The organism is Saccharopolyspora elongata (assembly GCF_004348985.1).
GTDB classification, from domain to species: domain Bacteria; phylum Actinomycetota; class Actinomycetes; order Mycobacteriales; family Pseudonocardiaceae; genus Saccharopolyspora; species Saccharopolyspora elongata.
The window spans coordinates 136,662-152,628 of the sequence record NZ_SMKW01000014.1 but is presented as its reverse complement, the minus strand read 5'-3'; the positions used below and the strand labels follow the sequence as shown (position 1 = coordinate 152,628).

The following is a 15,967-nucleotide window of genomic DNA, read 5'->3' as shown; positions in this document are numbered from 1 at the left end:
ACTCGTGCGGAAACAGGCACAAGACCAGCGTGAAGTAGAACATCAGCCGGGCGGGCAGTGCGCGGGTCCGCTGTTCCCTACGCCAGTACTGATCAATAACTCGATCGACCAATTCCACAGGGAACGTTCGGGCCAGCACACCGACGGCGGCCCGATCGGCCACGCTGACACCCGCGCCCGCACCTGCCTCAAGATCCACAAGTACGCAGGATACCGGCCACGCGACAACCTAAACGACCGGCATTGGGACTAGGCCAGTTCAACCATTACATCGCTCAGGCGCGCAGCAGGCCGGTCGGCTTGCGGCGGGTCCGGACGCGGTAGCCGACCGGAACCGTGCGGTCGGGCACCTCGCGAACCGCGCGGGCGGCGACCTTCGCGGAGAACTCGATGCCCAGCACCTTTTCGAGGGTCTCCCGGTCGTCGAAGCGCCACTGCGTGTCCACGGAGGCGCTGTCGAAGCCGTGGCGCTGGAAGAACGACTCGATCGCATGCGGGTCGACCTGCGGCGCGTCCGCCCGCATCCAATCCCCGTACGGCGAGCTCGACGCGTCCAGGTCGACGATCGCGATCACCCCGCCCGGGCGGAGCACCCGCTCCGCCTCGGCCAGGCCCGGTTCGCAGCCGGGGCCGAAGAAGTACGCCGTGCGGGCATGCACCAGGTCGACGCTGGCGTCGGCGAGCGGCAACTGCTGGGCAGGCGCGATGCGGACGTCGACGCCCGGCGTGCCCGCCATCCGGGCACGGGCCCGCTCGGCCAGCGGCGGGTGCGGCTCGATGCCGATGACCGTCCTGGCCGCGGCGGCGAACAGCGGAAGGTGGAAGCCGTCGCCGCAGCCGATGTCGACGACGTCCAGCCCGCCCCAGTTGCAGCGCTCCCGCAGCGCCTGCCACAACGCGCCGGTGGAATCCTGTGCGCGGTTCTCCAGTTCGAAGAGCTCGGGCCAGTGCCAGATGTTCGGGCTCGGCGTCACCTGCGGCCGCGCCTGCTTCCGCCAGGTACGCATCACGGTCCTCTCTCCGACGCGATTTCAATGAGGTTTTTCCAACCTCGTTCTGCGTGGCGGTGCCGGTAGCGGCCCCCCTGCGGGAGTTACAGCGCCCGCCTGGCTGTGGGTGCCCTGACTTTATGTATGGCCAATACACGGCGTCAGGGCCGTCCTCGCCAGGCGAACGCTGAGAACCCGCGGCGGTGCCAGTTGCGAGGATGGGCCCGAAAGCGCCTGACGGCGCTTGGCGACAGGCCGCGCACTCAGGCGCAGGTCAGACGCCGCGGCTGCGGTACCCGACCAGGATGAAAACCCTCAATGGAAATCGGAGGTCCGATTTCCATTGAAATCGCGTACCCCGAGCCGGGGTCCTCAGCCCGGGACGAGCCAGAAGAGCATCATCCAGGCGGCCGCGGCCGACGGCAGCAGGGAATCCATCCGGTCCATCAGGCCGCCGTGCCCGGGCAGCAGGTTGCCCATGTCCTTGATGCCGAGGTCGCGCTTGATCAGCGACTCCATCAGGTCGCCCAGCGTCGAGGTGCACACCAGCGCAGCCCCGAACAGCGCGCCCTGCCACCACTGGCCGTCGAGCATCAGGGTCACCGAGAGGACCCCGGCCACCACGCCGACCAGCATCGACCCGCCGAAGCCCTCCCAGGACTTCTTCGGGCTGATCTTCGGCGCCATCGGGTGCTTGCCGAACAGCACACCGAACGCGTAGCCGCCGGTGTCCGAGGCGACAACGCCGATCATGAAGCACAGCGCCCGGAAGGCGCCGTCCTCCGGCCGCACCAGCATCGCCGCGAACGCGGCGAACAACGGCACGTAGGCCGCGGTGAACACCGATGCGGTCACGTCCCGCACGTAGCCGTCGACGCCGTGCCGGAACCGCCACGCCATGCACGCCAGCACGGTGATGACGAACGCCACCAGCGTTCCGCGCAGGCCGAACGGCCAGGACAGCCACAACATCGCCTGCCCGCCCACCAGCACGGGGACCAGCGAGATGCGGATGTCGGCACCGCGCTTGAGCGCGTTCGCCAGCTCGACGGTGGACACCGCCACCGCGGCAGCGACGATGCCGATGAATACGAACCGCACCATCAGCAGCGAAAGGATGATCGCGGCACCGAGCACTACCCCGACGCCGATGGCGGCACGGAGATCGCGTCCGGCCCGGGAAGGACGCGAAGGCGGGTCCGGGCTGTCTGCGGACATTCCGGACTCACCTTCGCATTGGCCGGCCGTCACCACTCAGACCTCGAGAAGTTCTGCTTCCTTGTGCTTGACCAGCTCGTCGATCTGGCCGGTGAAGCGGTGCGTGAGGTTCTCCAGCTCCTTCTCGGCGCGGGTGCCCTCGTCCTCGCCGGCCTCGCCGTCCTTGACGATCCGGTCGATCTCTTCCTTGACCTTGCGGCGGATGCCCCGGATGGTGATCTTGCCTTCCTCGCCCTTGTGCTTGGCGAGCTTGACCATCTCCTTGCGGCGCTCCTCCGTCATCTGCGGAATCGCGACCCGGATGAGCTGGCCGTCGTTGGACGGGTTCACGCCGAGGTCGGAGTCGCGGATGGCCTTCTCCATCGCCGCCAGCTGGCTGGCGTCGTACGGCTTGATGACCACCAGCCGCGCCTCCGGCACGGAGACGCTGGCGAGCTGGTTCAACGGCGTCGGCGAACCGTAGTAGTCGACGACGATGCTGGAGAACATCGCGGGGTTCGCACGGCCGGTGCGGACGGTGGCCAGATCGTCCTTGGCCACCTCCACCGCCTTTTGCATCTTCTCCTCGCCTTCGAGAAGAGCTTCGTCGATCACGGCTGCTCCTTAAGTCTGCCGACCGGTGGACATTCGTAGTGTCGCCTGCTGCGCAGCGCCGCCCCAGGGCGGGCCACCCCAGATCAGGATTCCAGCACCCCTGGTGGGGCAACGGGCCGGGTCGCTCGGGTGGTCACCCGGCACGACCTCGGATGCGCGTCGCTCAGGCCTGCTGCTCGGCCGGGGTGCTGACCAGCGTGCCGATCTTCTCACCGCCGACGGCGCGGGCGATGTTGCCTTCTTCCAGCAGGTTGAACACCAGGATCGGCATGTGGTTGTCCATGCACAGGCTGAAGGCGGTCGCGTCGGCGACCTTCAGCCCGCGCTCCAGCACCTCGCGGTGCGTGATCCTGTCGAACAGCTGCGCGTCCGGGGTGGTCTTCGGGTCGGCGGTGTAGACGCCGTCGACCGCCTTGGCCATCAGCACCACCTCGCAGCCGATCTCCAGTGCCCGCTGCGCCGCGGTGGTGTCGGTGGAGAAGTACGGCATGCCGGTGCCGGCGCCGAAGATGACCACGCGGCCCTTCTCCATGTGCCGCATCGCGCGCCGCGGAATGTAGGGCTCGGCGACCTGCCCCATGGTGATCGCGGTCATCACCCGGGTGTCGATGCCGTGCTCGCGCTCCAGGAAGTCCTGCAGTGCCAGGCAGTTCATCACGGTGCCCAGCATCGCCATGTAGTCACCGCGCGCGCGTTCCATGCCGCGCTGCTGCAGTTCGGCACCGCGGAAGAAGTTGCCGCCGCCGATCACGATGGCCACCTCGACGCCATCGGCGACGATCTCGGCGATCTGCCGGGCCACCGCGCCGACCACGTTCGGGTCGATCCCGACGCTGCCCCCGCCGAACATCTCGCCGCCCAATTTGAGCAGCACCCGGCTGTAGCCGCGGTGCGCTGGGCCGTCGGTCACTGGATTCCTCCCGCGAAGTTCGGTTTCGCTCTAAGTTTGCGCGGATCGCTCCGCTCGCCGACAGCGGCACCGGGTCCCGGCGCCGTGATCTTGCGAAAGCGCCCCGCCTTGCGAACGAAGGCGGGGCGCTGATGCCGTGAGTCGCGGCCGCCGGGTCTCCGCCGGTTTCACCTCACCCGGTGAACCGGCGGCGCACCACCTGATCGGGGTGCCGCCCGGCGTGCCGCCGAACAGCGACCGGTCAGGCCTGGCCGACCTCGAACCGGACGAAACCGGTGACGGTGACGCCGGCCTCGTCGAGCAGGGCCTTGACGGTCTTCTTGTTCTCCTGCACGGACGGCTGGTCCAGCAGCGCGTTCTCCTTGAAGAACCCGTTCAGGCGACCCTCGACGATCTTCGGCAGCGCCTGCTCCGGCTTGCCCTCGGCCTTCGCGGTCTCCTCGGCGATGCGCCGCTCGTTGGCGACGATGTCCGCCGGGACGTCGTCGCGGCTCAGGTACTTCGGCTTGAGCGCGGCGACCTGCATCGCGGCACCGCGCGCGGCGTCCGCGTTGCCACCGGTGAACTCGACCAGCACGCCGACCGCCGGGGGCAGGTCCGCGGAGCGGCGGTGCAGGTAGGTGGCCACCTCGCCGTCGAACTTGGCGACGCGGCGCAGCTCGAGCTTCTCGCCGATCTTGGCCGACAGCTCCTGGATGACCTCGGACACGGTCTTGCCGTCCAGCGGGGCCGCCAGGGCGGCTTCCAGGTCACCGGCACCGGCGGCCTTGACCGCGGCGACGATCTTGTTGGCCAGCTCGATGAACTCGTCGTTCTTGGCGACGAAGTCGGTCTCGCTGTTCAGCTCGATCAGCACACCGCCGTCGGCGGCGACCAGGCCCTCGGCGGTGGCGCGCTCGGCGCGCTTGCCGACGTCCTTGGCGCCCTTGATGCGCAGGCTCTCGACGGCCTTGTCGAAGTCGCCGTCGGCCTGCTCAAGAGCCTTCTTGCAGTCCATCATGCCGGCGCCGGTCAGCTCGCGAAGACGCTTGACGTCGGCCGCACTGAAGTTCGCCATCGTGCGTTATCCGTCCCTCTTAGTACGCAGCTTCGAAGGTCTTGCAGACATCGGCCGGGCCGCGTCCCGTGGCGTTCAACCAGCTCAGCAGGGATGCGAACCCGGCCCGGGTGGCACCCGTCAGATCGTCTGACGGGTAGCCGGACCGCGCCGCGCGCCGACCTTCACGACCGGCGCGCGGCAAGCGGACTCAGGACTGCGCGGCCTGCTCGCCGCCCTCGGTGGTGGCTTCGGCGGCCTGGCCGGAGCCGGCTGCCTGGCCGGAGCCGGCCAGCAGCTCCTTCTCCCACTCGGCCAGCGGCTCGCCACCGGCCGGCTTCTCCTCACCCTCCGGGGCACCGTTGGTGCGGCCGCTGCGGGCCATCAGGCCCTGGGCGACACCGTCGGCGACCACGCGGGTCAGCAGGGCGGCGGAGCGGATCGCGTCGTCGTTGCCCGGGATCGGGTAGTCGACCTCGTCCGGGTCGCAGTTGGTGTCCAGGATCGCGACGACCGGGATGCCCAGCTTCCGGGCCTCACCGACGGCGATGTGCTCCTTCTTGGTGTCCACGATCCACACGGCGCTGGGCACCTTGCTCATGTCGCGGATACCGCCGAGGGTCTTCTCGAGCTTGTCCTTCTCGCGGGTCAGCATCAAGATTTCCTTCTTGGTGCGGCCCTCGAAGCCCCCGGTCTGCTCCATGGTCTCGAGTTCCTTGAGACGCTGCAGACGCTTGTGGACGGTCTGGAAGTTGGTGAGCATGCCACCCAGCCAGCGCTGGTTCACGAACGGCATGCCGACCCGCAGGGCCTGCTCGGCGATCGCTTCCTGCGCCTGCTTCTTGGTGCCGACGAACAGGATCGTCCCGCCGTGCGCGACCGTCTGCTTGACGAAGTCGAACGCCCCGTCGATGTAGGTCAGCGTCTGCTGCAGGTCGATGATGTAGATGCCGTTGCGCTCGGTGAAGATGTAGCGCTTCATCTTCGGGTTCCAGCGCCGGGTCTGATGCCCGAAGTGCACGCCGCTGTCGAGCAGCTGCTTCATGGTGACGACGGCCATGGCCTGGTTCGCACCTCTTGAGTCGGGCGCGCCGGTTGGCGCGCGATTCGGTTGCCGCGACAGACCGGGTGGTCCGTCGCCCTGGTACCCGCCCGGTCGCCCCCACCCTCGCTCGACGAGCTCGGGACCGCGGGAGCACCGGCACCCTGCGAGAGCAGCAGCATCCGAGGTATTGAACTCGGTACTGTTCCGCTCAGCGACCGACCGCGAGGTCGGGTCACTTGCGCAGGCGTGGCGTGCGGGCACGCGAAGTCGATCCGTGCGGACACGAAACCGCGTTGACAGTGTACTGGACGTCCCGGCTGACCCGATCGTGGACTGCGAGTTGTCCACAGCGACCTGGTTTGTCCACAGATCTGGATTTCCCCCTGTTCACCTGGACCGCCGGCGGCCACCGTTGCACCATGCGCTTGTTGATCTCCACACTCGTCTGCTGCGGTGCCGCCGCGTCCCTCGGCCTGCCCGCAGAACTCGAACCGCCCCGCAGGCTGCCTACCGCGGAGCCGGCACTGCCGAGGCCCGGCGCACCACTGCGCGCCTCGCCTTCGGCGGACGCGTTGTTCGGCTGGCCGCTGGCGCCGCCTCCTGCCGTCGTTCGCCCCTTCGAGGCGCCGGCACACGCCTTCGGCCCGGGTCACCGGGGCGTCGACCTCGCAGGTGAGGTCGGCCAACCGGTGCTGGCCGCCGGGGACGGCGTGGTCGTCTACGCGGGCTGGATGGTGGACCGGAACCTGGTCTCCATCGAGCACACCGGCGGCCTGCGCACCACCTACGAGCCGGTGGCGCCGGGCGTCTCGGTCGGCGACCAGGTCACCCGTGGGCAGCCGATCGGCCACCTGGAACCGGGACATCCGGAGTGCGCCGCCGAGCCGCCGCTGGCCTGCCTGCACTGGGGCGCTCGGCAACGCCTGAACTACCTCGACCCGCTGCGCCTGCTCGGGTTCGGCCACGTCCGGCTCAAGCCGTGGCGGTGACACCGGTGCTGTGGTGTTCTTCGGCGGGAACCGGCGCGTCGGTCCCCGCCGAGTCGCCGATCAGGCCTGTTCGGTGAGCTTGGTGCGCAGGCGCAGGACCGCGCGGGTGTGCAGCTGGCAGACCCGCGATTCGGTGACGCCGAGCACCTTCCCGATCTCGGCCAGCGTCAGGTTCTCGAAGTAGTAGAGGGTCACCACCACGCGGTCCCGGTCGCTGAGCCGCTCCACCGCCTCGGCCAGCTGGCGCCGGCTGTCCCGGTCTACCAGGGCCGCGACCGGGTCTTCGGCCCGGTCGTCGGGCAGCGTTTCGGCCAGCGACGCCTGCGCCGTTCCCGCGCCGATCAGGTCGTCGAGCGCGATCACGCTGGTCATCTGCAGCTGCGCGAACAGCTCGCGCAGCTCGTCGAGCGATAGTTCGAGCTCGCCGGCCAGTTCCGCATCGGTCGCGGTGCGCTGCAGCTTCGCCTCCAGACGCTCCAGCGCCCGCTCCACGTCGCGGGCGCGGCTGCGCACGGACCTCGGCACCCAGTCCTGGGCCCGCAGGTCGTCGAGGATGGCGCCGCGGATGCGCTGCATGGCGTACGTCTCGAACTTCAGGCCGCGTTCCGGTTCGAACTTCTCGATCGCGTCGACCAGCCCGAAGATCCCGGACTGGATCAGGTCGGAGACCTCGACGTGCGACGGCAGCCCGGTGCCGACGCGGCCCGCCACGTACTTGACCAGCGGCGCGTAGTGCAGCACCAGCCGGTCGCGCAGTTCCTGGTCGCGGCGCTGGCCGAACGCCTGCCACAGCGCGACTATCCCGGCCTCGACCTCGTCTCCGCTGCGCTGGTCCCTGCCCGCGGGAGGCCTGGCAGGCTCGGCGGTCGCCACGGACAGCCGGCGCGCGAGGCGGTCGCCGACATGGCCGTTGGTTCCACCGCCTTGGTCACGGGCAGTCACCGGTACCGAGGTCGATCTCGCGGCCACCGTGTCGGCGCCGCCCCCGGTGTGGTCAGGAACGGGGGTGGGTTCGGTCATGGATCGCCTTCAGCCGTTCAACGGTCACGTGGGTGTAAAGCTGGGTCGTTGCGAGCGTAGCGTGACCAAGCAACTCCTGAACGCTACGGAGGTCCGCACCGCCTTCCAACAAATGGGTCGCAGCCGAGTGACGTAGCCCATGTGGACCGACGTCCGGGGCACCGGGAACCACGCCGACCGCGTCGTGGACGGTGCGGCGCACCGCACGCGGGTCGAGCCGTCCACCTCGGACACCCAGGAACAACGCGGCACCCGACGATTCCCGGACCAGACTCGGCCGACCAGCGGAAATCCAGCGGCCGAGCGCCTGATCCGCCGGTACGCCGAACGGCACAGCGCGTTCTTTGTCGCCCTTGCCGATCACGCGGACCAGCCGGCGCTCGCGATCGACGTCGTCGACGTCCAGCCCGCAGAGCTCGGCGACGCGGATTCCGGTGCCATACAGCAGTTCGAGCACCGCGTGGTCCCGCAAGGCCACCGGGTCCCCTTGTTCCGCGCCCACTGCCGAAGCCTGCATCGCCGAACCTGCCTGGTCAACGCGCAGCACGGCGGGCAGTTTCCGCTGCTTCGACGGAACGGCGAGCCGCGGGCCCGGGTCGACGGGCAGCAGCCCGGCGCGGAACGCCCACCCGGTGAACGTGCGGGCCGACGCGGTCCGCCGGGCGAGCGTGGCCCGGCTCGTGCCGTGCGCGTGTTGCGCCGAAAGCCATTCCCGCAGGACGGAAACGTCCAGCACAGCAAGGGTTGCATCGCCGGCCGAGCCGGTGAGGTGCCCCAGCAACGAGACGATGTCGCCGATGTATCCGCGAACGGTGTGCGCGGATAACCCGCGTTCCGCGGCGAGGTGTCTTTCGAACGCGTCGACCGCGGTTCCGAGCGGCTCGGGCAGTTTCGCCCGAGCCGCGCGAAGATCCGGCCTTCGCGGTTCGGCGGAACGTGTGCGGGCCATGTATCGAAGCTGGCCGTTCCACCGGCGTCGGTCAAGCATCGCCACGCCGAATCATGATCACTTGACCGGTATGCGAATCATCTTGCGCGACGGGGGCGCATCTGCCTCGACGTCATGACCCCGTCATCGACCACCCCCGTTCGGTCCGCGCCACGAACCCGGCCAGCTCCAGCTCCGGCAGCAACGCCCGGACTTTGCCCAGCGGCAGCCCCGAATCCCGCGCCAGCTCGTCCGCGCTGGCGCAATCGATACCGGTCAGCGCATCGTGCAGGCGCCGCGCATCCGGATGCAGCGCGTCGGTCCGGCGCGACTGGGCGGGGATTTCCACCGGCAATTGCGCGCCGAGCGGGCTCAGCGCTTCCAGGACCTCCTGGGTTCGGGTGACCAGCACGGCCTGGCCGGACCGCACCATCCCGTGGCAACCAACGGAATTCTTCGAGGTCACCGGCCCGGGCACGGCCAGCACGGGCCTTCCCAAGGCATCCGCGGTGTGCGCGGTGTTGGCGGCGCCGCTGCGCGCACCCGCCTCGACCACCACCGTCGCGCTGCCGAACGACGCGATCAGCCTGTTGCGCACCAGGAAGCGATGCTTCCGCGGCGGCGTGCCGAGCGGATACTCGCTCACGACGGCGCCCTGTTCGGCGATGGCTCGCAGCAACCTGCCGTGCCCGGCCGGGTAGTCGACGTCGACGCCGCAGGCGAGGAACGCCACCGTCAGGCCGCCCGCGGCGAGCGCGCCCCGATGCGCGGCGCCGTCGATGCCGTACGCCGCCCCGGAAGCCACCGTGAACCCCGCCGTCGCCAGCCCGTGGCCGAACTCCGCCGCCACGTGCTCGCCGTATCCGGTGGCGGCTCTGGCGCCGACGATGGCCACCGCTTGCTCCGCCGCCTCGGCCAGCGCCGCCTTGCCGCGGACCCACAGCGCGATCGGCTCGGCGATCCCCGGCAGGTCGACCGATCTCGCCCCGAACAGGCCGTCGAACGCCTCGCGCGGCCACTCCGGGGCCTCCGGCACGACCAGCCGGACACCGGCGGCCTCGGCCGCCACCAGCAACTGTTCACCCGAAACGTGCCATCGCCGCGCCTCGACCTCCGCCGTGACATCCGCCGGTGCCTTCTCGCGCTGGATCAGGCCGACCGCGCGGCAAGGGCCGTACTCCGTGACGAACCTGGCCAGCGCCGGAGCCGGCGGTTCGGCGACGGCGCCCAGGAAGGCCCTGGCTACCAGCAGTTCCCGCTTCGACCGCTCCCCCATCGACGCCCATCGAGCCATCACGCCGCCCTCCTGTCCCGGAATTCCAAGGCCGCAGCCACGTGCTCCGCATCCGGTCGATCCCGGCCGTCCAGGTCGGCCAGCGTCCAGGCGACGCGCAGGCACCGATCCGCACCGCGCGCCGTGATCGCGCCGACCTCCAGCCCGCGGTCCAGCAACGCCGTTGCCGCCGCGGGCAGCGCGAATTCGCGCCGCAGCACCGGCCCCGGCACCTCCGTGTTGGTCTGCCACCCGTGCGCGGACCACCGCTGCCGGGCCGCCGCTCGCGCGTTCTCCACCCGCTTGCGCACCGCCGCGCTGCCCTCCGGCTCGGCACCGGCCTGCACGGTCATCGCGGTGATCGGGCGCATCCGGACCCGCAGGTCGACCCGATCCAGCAGCGGCCCGGACAACTTGCCGAGGTAGCGCCGCCGAACCTGCGGCGGGCACTGGCAGTCGAGATCCCGAGCCGGCGCGCACGGGCACGGGTTCGTCGCCAGGACCAGCTGGAACCGCGCCGGGTAGCGCAGCGTGCCGTCGCGCCGGGCCAGCCGGACCTCGCCTTCCTCCAACGCCGTGCGCAACGCCTCCAATCGCTTCGCGCCCAACTCGCAGGCCTCGTCCAGCAGCAGCACCCCGCGATGCGCCCTGCTGACCGCACCCGGCCTCGCCAACCCGGTACCGCCGCCGATGAGGGCCGGGATCGACAGCGAGGGGTGCGGCGCGACGAACGGCGGCGTCCGGATCAGCGTCGCCGACTCGGACAGGTCACCAGCGATCGAGCGGATCGCGGTGACCTCCAGCGCCTCCGGCACGGTCAGGCTCGGCAGCAAACCGCTCAGGCGCTTGGCCAGCATCGTCTTGCCGGTGCCCGGCGGCCCGACCATCAGCAGGTGATGGCCGCCCGCCGCGGCGACCTCCAGCGCCCACCTCGCCTCGGGCTGGCCGAGCACGTCGGAGAGGTCCGGCGCATCGTCCTCGGCCGGCGGCTCGGCGTCCGGTGGCGGGCGGCGGTCGAGCTCGCCGAGGTCGCGCAACCAGGCCACCACGTCCCGCAGGTGTCCGGCGCCGAGCACGTCGATGCCCTCCACGAGGTGCGCCTCGGCCAACCCGTCGGCCGGCACCACCGCGCGGCGCATGCCCTCCCGCCGCGCGGTCAGCAACGCCGGCAGCAGCCCGCGGACCGGCCGGATCCGCCCGTCCAGGGCCAGCTCGCCGAACAGCACCGTGCCCGCCAACCGGTGTGGCGGGACCAGTTCCGCCCCGGCCAGCACCGCGCAGGCCAGCGCAAGGTCGTACGACGTGCCGGTCTTGGGCATCGCGGCCGGGGACAACGCCAGCGTCACGCAGCTGGCCGGCCAGTCCTCCTTGCAGTTCTGGATCGCCGCGCGCACCCGGTTCTTCGATTCCTGCAGGGCCGTGTCGGGCAGGCCGAGGAGCTGCACCGATGGCAGTCCGCCCTTGCGCACGTCGGCTTCGATCTCGACGAGCGCGCCGTCCACTCCGAACAGCGCGACCGCCCACGTCTTCCGCAGCGCCATCTAGAACACCCCTTCGAGATGCTTGATGCGGGGGCGCTTGCCGGGCGGCCACAGCACCGACACGACGTCGAACCGCACCCGGCAACCCACCAATCGGCGCGCGGCCAGCCAGGACCGGGCCGCGCTCCTGATCCGGTTGATCTTCTCCGGCACGAGCGCGTACTCCGGTCCGCCGTAGTCGACGCCGGAGCGGGCCTTGACCTCGCAACACACCACCGTGTCGCCGTCGGTGGCGACGATGTCGAGTTCTCCTTGCGGGCACTGCCAATTCCGGTCCAGCACTGTGAGACCGCGGCGTTCCAGGAGCACGGCCGCCAGTCGCTCCCCTTCGATTCCCAACGCGTGTCTGCGGCCCCTGGTGTCGTCATCCGACAGCTGGCCCACGGCCTTCTTCCGGCGCACGGCTTTCTCCTCGGTTCGGGATTCAGGTTTCCCGTGCCGGTATCCCGGGCGCATGTGAGCGAGTTTCGCCAACTGCGCCAACGGTTCCGGGCACGTCGATGAATCCAACGTGCCCGGAAGCGAAGCCGATATCCAGTGATATTCCGGAATCTGTGGATTAATCAATTCCCTGTGGACAACTCAGCTCACCCCGACGGGTGGGGGCGGCCCACTTCCGAACCAAAAACGCACTGCGCACTGCGAAATTTGCAAAATCTGCGGCGCCGCCACGTCCGGCCGGCATGCGCGCATGAAAAAGCTCGGGCGGCCGGGTTTCGGGCCGCCCGAGCTTCCTCGAGACCGGGATCAGGAACCGAACGGGCCGCTCTCCGGCAGCCGCAGGTCCGGTTTGTCCAGCTCCTCCACATTGACGTCCTTGAACGTGATCACCCGCACGTTCTTGACGAACCGCGCCGGGCGGTACATGTCCCACACCCACGCGTCCGACATCGCCACCTCGAAGTAGACCTCCGAGTCGGAGTTGCGCACCTGCACGTCCACCGCGTTGGCCAGGTAGAAGCGCCGTTCCGTCTCCACGACATAGGTGAACTGCCCGACGATGTCGCGGTACTCCTTGTAGAGCTGCAGCTCCATCTCGGTCTCGTACTTCTCGAGATCCTCGGCGCTCATCGCTGTGCGAGCCCTTCTGCATTGCCGTTCGGACTACAACGCCTCATTGTCCACCACATCCCTGTCGGAAGCATCGAACAACCCGGGCTTGCTCGTCACGGTTCGCGGCGAGCGCATCCCGTGCCGCTGCGCCGCGGCCACCACGTTCGCATAGGACCACCGGTGCTCGACGCAGGGGCCGAACTGCGTCAGCCGGGCCGAGTGCACCGGCGTGCTGTAGCCCTTGTGCTCGTCGAACCCGTAGTCCGGGAACTCGGTGTGCAGCTGCGCGGTCATCATCCGGTCCCGGGTCACCTTCGCCAGCACCGACGCCGCGGCCACGCAGGCCGCGACCAGGTCGCCCTTCACCACGGCCACGCTGGGCGTCGCGAGCCCCGACACCCGGAAGCCGTCGGTCAGCACGTAGCCGGGATGCGGGGTCAGCTGCGCGACCGCCCGCCGCATGCCCTCCAGATTCGCCACGTGGATGCCGAGCGCATCGACGTCCTCGGCCGAGATCACGATGGTCGACCAGCTCAGGGCACGCTCGGTGATGCGGCCGTACAGGCGCTCCCGGTCGGCCTCCGAAAGCACCTTCGAGTCCGTCAGCCCGTCGAACCGCCGCGCGTCGCCCGGGCGGAGCGCGCACGCCGCCACCACGAGCGGGCCGGCGCACGCACCGCGCCCGGCCTCGTCCACACCTGCCACCGGCCCGAGGCCCCGGCGGTCCAACGCGCTCTGAAGGGCCCAATTACCGCTGCTGCGCCGGATCACCGACCTCGGCGGCCGGAACGCCGCCACCGTCACGTCGACGTCACTCCGACGACCGTCGCTGTTTCACCACACCGACGAGCCTACGACCCAGCCAGAGCGTCGGGAACGCCGCGGCGAAACCGACGCCCAACGGCACCCCGGTCTGCCAGGCGGGCGCGCCCAGCGCGGTGGTCTGCGGGTTCGGCTCCGGGATGCTCTGCCAGCGGGTCGGCGGCAGGACGATCAGCTGAGCCTTGCCGATCACGTTGTCGACCGGCACCGCACCGTTGGTGCCGCCACCGCCCTGCACCCGCGAGTCCGCCGAGTCGTTGCGGTTGTCGCCCATCACCCACAGGTGCCCCGGCGGGATCGTCACGGCCTTGAACTCGTCCTGGCCGACCCCGCGGCCGGGCTCCCAGTACAGGTACGGCTCGTTGAGCGGCTTGCCGTCGACCAGCACCCGGTTCTGCGCGTCACAGCACTCAACGGTCTGACCGCCGACGGCGACCACCCGCTTGACGAAGTCCTTCTCGTCCGGGGCGCCGAAGCCCAGCAGCGAAGCCGCGCCCTGGAAGAAGCCGGCGACGGGATTGGACGGCTCGTCCGCCTCGAACTCGTTCTGCACCCAGGGCTGCGGGCCGCGGAACACCACCACGTCGCCCGGCTCCGGATCGCTGAACCGGTAGGTGATCTTGTCCACCAGCACCCGGTCGTTGTTGCAGCCGGTGCACCCGTGCAGGGTCTGCTCCATCGACTGCGACGGGATCACGTACACCCTGGCCAGGAAGGCCTGGATGAGCACCGTCAGCACGAGTGCGGTGACGATCAGGATCGGCAGCTCGCGCCAGAACGAGCCCTTCTTCTTGTCCTTGGGCTTGCGGCGGCGGGAAGCGCCACCCGGCACGTCCGGGGCACCGCTGGAGTGCTCCGCACCCTGGGGGTCTTCCGCTGATCCGCTGCGCATGACGTCGGCCACCCGGCCAGGCTACTGGAACCGCGGTGGGCGCCGTCGCGCTCCCCCGGCTCCGGGGGCCCGTTCCACCGCTTCGCGGCGCCGCTGTGACGTGCTCTTTTCCGGTACATCCGATTCGCGTCGGCACAGCGGTGGGGCACAGCACCCCCGGCGATCACTCAAAGGTGGAACAACCGGTTCCCCCGGCCACCGGGCAAAACGAGCGCGCGCCCGGACACGCGAAACGGCCCAGGTGCGTGCACCTGGGCCGTTGTCGTGGTTCCGAGTTGGCTGTCGATCAGGAAGCCGGCGCGGTCTCGCGCTTCTCCTTGATCTTCGCCTTCTTGCCGCGCAGCTCGCGCAGGTAGTACAGCTTCGCCCGCCGAACGTCACCGCGCGCCGCGACCTCGATCTGCGCGATGTTCGGGGTGTGCACCGGGAACGTCCGCTCCACACCGACACCGAAGGAAATCTTGCGCACGGTGAAGGTCTCCCGGATGCCATCGCCGTGGCGGCGGATGACCACGCCCTGGAAGACCTGGATCCGCTCGCGCGAACCCTCGATGACGCGGACGTGGACCTTCAGCGTGTCGCCAGGCCGGAAGGCCGGAATGTCGGAACGCAACGACTGGGCGTCCAGCGCGTCCAGGGTGTTCATCGGTGGTCCGTCCTCATCCGTGTCGAAGGCACCCGTGTTCTCCAACGTCGATGACCCGACCTACTGGTGGGCACCGCCTGACACGGGGTGAACTTGCATGTGAGCTCGCCGAACTCGTCATTCGGCTGCATCAACCGTTCCAGTGTGCCAGATCCGCATTTCGGCGTCTGAACCGCCCCCGCCGACGCGGGGTCAGCGCTGCGCGTCTCCGGCATCCCGGGACTCGTCGGAATGCTCCGACTCCCGCAGTTTATCGAGTTGCGCTCGGTCGGCCGCGTTCAGGGTCCCCTCCGGCAGCTCGGCCAGCAGTTCAGGGCGCCGCAGGTAGGTCCTGGCCAGCGCCTGATCGCGGCGCCAGCGGGCTATCGCGGCGTGGTTGCCGGAGCGCAGCACATCCGGCACCGCGTGCCCGCGCCACACCTCGGGCCGGGTGTAGCAGGGGCCTTCCAGCAGCCCGTCGGAGAACGAGTCCTGCTCGGCCGACAGCGGGTTGCCCAGCACGCCGGGCAGCAGGCGGGCCACCGCCTCGATCATGACCAGCGCGGCGACCTCGCCGCCGACCAGCACGTAGTCGCCGATGGACACCTCCTCCACCGGCATCCGGGTGGCGGCATCGTCGATCACCCGCTGGTCGATTCCCTCGTAGCGGCCGCAGGCGAACACCAGCCACGGCTCGGCGGACCAGCGGATCGCGGTGCGCTGGTCGAACGGCCGCCCGGCCGGGGTCGGCACGATCAGCCGGGGCACCGGGGCTGTTGAGCCGGCAGAACCCGCGGCGGCGCCGCAAACGCCGTCCAGCGCCTCGCCCCAGACGTCCGGCTTCATCACCATGCCGGGGCCGCCGCCGTAGGGGCTGTCATCGACCGCCCGGTGCACGTCGTGCGTCCAGTCCCGCAGGTCGTGCACGCCGACCGCGATCCGCTCGCGCTCGATGGCCTTGCCGAGCAGCGCTTCCCGCAGCGGCGCCAGGTAGTCGGGGAAGATCGTGATGACGTCGATGCGCATGTGGCC

18 protein-coding genes are annotated in these 15,967 nt (G+C 70.0%); 1 reads left to right on the top strand and 17 read right to left on the bottom strand.

Translation table 11 applies throughout. The features are described 5' to 3' along the window. The 7 genes from E1288_RS13670 to rpsB all read right to left on the bottom strand — a co-directional run. Positions 1 to 199: transposase domain-containing protein (locus E1288_RS13670; protein WP_207954334.1), on the bottom strand; the 199-nt coding region annotated here is incomplete at its 3' end. A 76-nt stretch (positions 200 to 275) separates the two neighbouring features. After that, positions 276 to 1,007, bottom strand: coding sequence for a class I SAM-dependent methyltransferase (locus E1288_RS13665; protein ID WP_207954333.1), 732 nt, complete (start codon positions 1,005 to 1,007; stop codon positions 276 to 278). A gap of 354 nt (positions 1,008 to 1,361) precedes the next feature. Further along, positions 1,362 to 2,207 (bottom strand): phosphatidate cytidylyltransferase, encoded by an 846-nt coding sequence (locus E1288_RS13660; protein WP_132484904.1) that lies wholly within the window; start codon positions 2,205 to 2,207, stop codon positions 1,362 to 1,364. 36 nt (positions 2,208 to 2,243) lie between these two features. Then, positions 2,244 to 2,801 (bottom strand): ribosome recycling factor, encoded by a 558-nt coding sequence (frr, locus tag E1288_RS13655; RefSeq protein WP_132484902.1) that lies wholly within the window; start codon positions 2,799 to 2,801, stop codon positions 2,244 to 2,246. 163 nt (positions 2,802 to 2,964) lie between these two features. After that, complete coding sequence (pyrH, locus tag E1288_RS13650) at positions 2,965 to 3,711, bottom strand: UMP kinase (RefSeq protein WP_093262788.1); 747 nt, start codon at positions 3,709 to 3,711, stop codon at positions 2,965 to 2,967. 241 nt (positions 3,712 to 3,952) lie between these two features. Further along, a complete protein-coding gene (tsf, locus tag E1288_RS13645; protein WP_132484900.1) occupies positions 3,953 to 4,768 on the bottom strand; it encodes a translation elongation factor Ts in 816 nt (271 codons plus the stop codon). 190 nt (positions 4,769 to 4,958) lie between these two features. Then, entirely contained in the window at positions 4,959 to 5,807 is an 849-nt protein-coding gene (gene rpsB, locus E1288_RS13640) for a 30S ribosomal protein S2 (protein ID WP_132484898.1), read from the bottom strand. Between the two features lie 404 nt (positions 5,808 to 6,211). Between rpsB and E1288_RS13635 the strand changes: the two genes are divergently transcribed. Beyond that, positions 6,212 to 6,781, top strand: coding sequence for a M23 family metallopeptidase (locus E1288_RS13635; protein ID WP_132484896.1), 570 nt, complete (start codon positions 6,212 to 6,214; stop codon positions 6,779 to 6,781). A gap of 60 nt (positions 6,782 to 6,841) precedes the next feature. On the opposite strand, the gene whiG is transcribed toward E1288_RS13635, so the two are convergent. From whiG to trmD, 10 genes are all read right to left on the bottom strand, one after another. Further along, a complete protein-coding gene (gene whiG, locus E1288_RS13630; protein WP_132484894.1) occupies positions 6,842 to 7,801 on the bottom strand; it encodes an RNA polymerase sigma factor WhiG in 960 nt (319 codons plus the stop codon). Next, entirely contained in the window at positions 7,776 to 8,750 is a 975-nt protein-coding gene (locus E1288_RS13625; protein ID WP_132484892.1) for a tyrosine recombinase XerC, read from the bottom strand. The genes whiG and E1288_RS13625 overlap by 26 nt, the downstream gene beginning before the upstream one ends. Before the next feature lie 112 nt (positions 8,751 to 8,862). Then, on the bottom strand, positions 8,863 to 10,023 hold the full coding sequence (dprA, locus tag E1288_RS13620) for a DNA-processing protein DprA (RefSeq protein ID WP_132484926.1): 1,161 nt from the start codon (positions 10,021 to 10,023) through the stop codon (positions 8,863 to 8,865). Next, positions 10,023 to 11,543, bottom strand: coding sequence for a YifB family Mg chelatase-like AAA ATPase (locus E1288_RS13615; protein WP_132484890.1), 1,521 nt, complete (start codon positions 11,541 to 11,543; stop codon positions 10,023 to 10,025). Before E1288_RS13615 ends, dprA begins: the two co-directional genes overlap by 1 nt. Continuing rightward, complete coding sequence (locus tag E1288_RS13610; protein ID WP_132484888.1) at positions 11,544 to 11,945, bottom strand: YraN family protein; 402 nt, start codon at positions 11,943 to 11,945, stop codon at positions 11,544 to 11,546. Between the two features lie 345 nt (positions 11,946 to 12,290). After that, positions 12,291 to 12,614 carry a DUF2469 domain-containing protein gene (locus tag E1288_RS13605; protein WP_009943624.1) on the bottom strand — a complete coding sequence of 108 codons (324 nt, stop codon included), beginning with the start codon at positions 12,612 to 12,614 and terminating at the stop codon, positions 12,291 to 12,293. Positions 12,615 to 12,647: 33 nt separating this feature from the next. Continuing rightward, on the bottom strand, positions 12,648 to 13,400 hold the full coding sequence (locus E1288_RS13600; RefSeq protein WP_207954332.1) for a ribonuclease HII: 753 nt from the start codon (positions 13,398 to 13,400) through the stop codon (positions 12,648 to 12,650). A gap of 7 nt (positions 13,401 to 13,407) precedes the next feature. Beyond that, positions 13,408 to 14,322 (bottom strand): signal peptidase I, encoded by a 915-nt coding sequence (gene lepB, locus E1288_RS13595; RefSeq protein ID WP_132484886.1) that lies wholly within the window; start codon positions 14,320 to 14,322, stop codon positions 13,408 to 13,410. A 274-nt stretch (positions 14,323 to 14,596) separates the two neighbouring features. Then, positions 14,597 to 14,956, bottom strand: coding sequence for a 50S ribosomal protein L19 (rplS, locus tag E1288_RS13590; protein ID WP_132484884.1), 360 nt, complete (start codon positions 14,954 to 14,956; stop codon positions 14,597 to 14,599). Between the two features lie 192 nt (positions 14,957 to 15,148). Then, the gene (gene trmD, locus E1288_RS13585) at positions 15,149 to 15,961 is read right to left on the bottom strand and encodes a tRNA (guanosine(37)-N1)-methyltransferase TrmD (RefSeq protein WP_132484882.1); all 813 of its coding nucleotides are present in this window, start codon (positions 15,959 to 15,961) and stop codon (positions 15,149 to 15,151) included. Positions 15,962 to 15,967 lie beyond the last annotated feature (6 nt).